The 875-nt window shown below is 61.8% G+C and carries 2 protein-coding genes; both read left to right on the top strand.

The annotated features are described in order from the left end of the window. Positions 1 to 428: DUF6915 family protein (locus tag TRIHO_RS20240; protein ID WP_068248130.1), on the top strand; the 428-nt coding region annotated here is incomplete at its 5' end. Positions 429 to 527: 99 nt separating this feature from the next. Beyond that, the gene (locus TRIHO_RS20235) at positions 528 to 830 is read left to right on the top strand and encodes a hypothetical protein (protein ID WP_065323578.1); all 303 of its coding nucleotides are present in this window, start codon (positions 528 to 530) and stop codon (positions 828 to 830) included. The last annotated feature ends 45 nt before the right edge of the window (positions 831 to 875 follow it).

The raw sequence follows: 875 nt of genomic DNA, 5'->3' as shown, positions 1-875 counted from the left end.
AAAAAGGTGAAAACTTCAGCCTTGGAGGTGAAATCGCAAGTGTCCAGATAATCGATGCCTCGAAAGAGCACCTCGCGCTCTTCACGCACCGAGCCATGCGCCACCACGCTCAAGGCCTGTTCGAGGCCGAACGTGTCTTCGGCTTGACCCTGACCAATAGCGCAGGTCGGGACATTCCCGTGCGCTGGATCGGGGAGCAGCATGTCCGCGAAGACTGTCAGGGCCGGATCCCGAGCATGGCGGACTGGCTGCGACGGATCCAGCCCGAGCCATGGATGGCCAATGGCCATATCGACTCGCACGCCGGCTCCGAGCCCTGCGGCGACCCAAGGGCTGCCTGGGCCTCCGAGGTCGCCGCCGGAAGAACGGTTCTTGGTCTGAAGGATTGGATGGCGGCGCACGCGACGCAAGCCACGCAAGGTGCCTGACAGCACTCGGCCGTTTGCCAACAAATGCTGCATGGAAGCCCGGTTGGAAGATCGGGCTTCTTGCGTCGTTTCCCCACCACTCTTCTCGAGGAGGACCCCATGACACTCGAAGACATCAAGGCCGCCGTCGATGCCGGCCAGACCGTGCATTGGGCCAATACCGGCTACGTTGTCCACAAGGACCTGCTCGGTCAGTACCTCGTCACCTATGTGCCGAATGGTAGCTGCATCGGCCTGACCGACCGGAGCGGCCAACGGTTGAACGGAAAAGACACGGAGTTCTTCGTCGCGCAATCGAAGGACGCCGCAGAAAATCCGGGCAACCAATCAAGACCAGACGGGCAGGGGAGGGGCGTAGCACCCGGAGGCGCGGGGGCATTCCCACTCGGACAGCAGCTCTGACCCGTGGGCGGGGCTGAAAGGAAAGCAGGCTTTCTGATTTGTGAT

This window comes from Tritonibacter horizontis (assembly GCF_001518015.1).
Lineage (GTDB): Bacteria > Pseudomonadota > Alphaproteobacteria > Rhodobacterales > Rhodobacteraceae > Epibacterium > Epibacterium horizontis.
The sequence above is the reverse complement of the archived record's forward strand: the minus strand, read 5'-3'. Positions and strand labels throughout refer to the sequence as shown.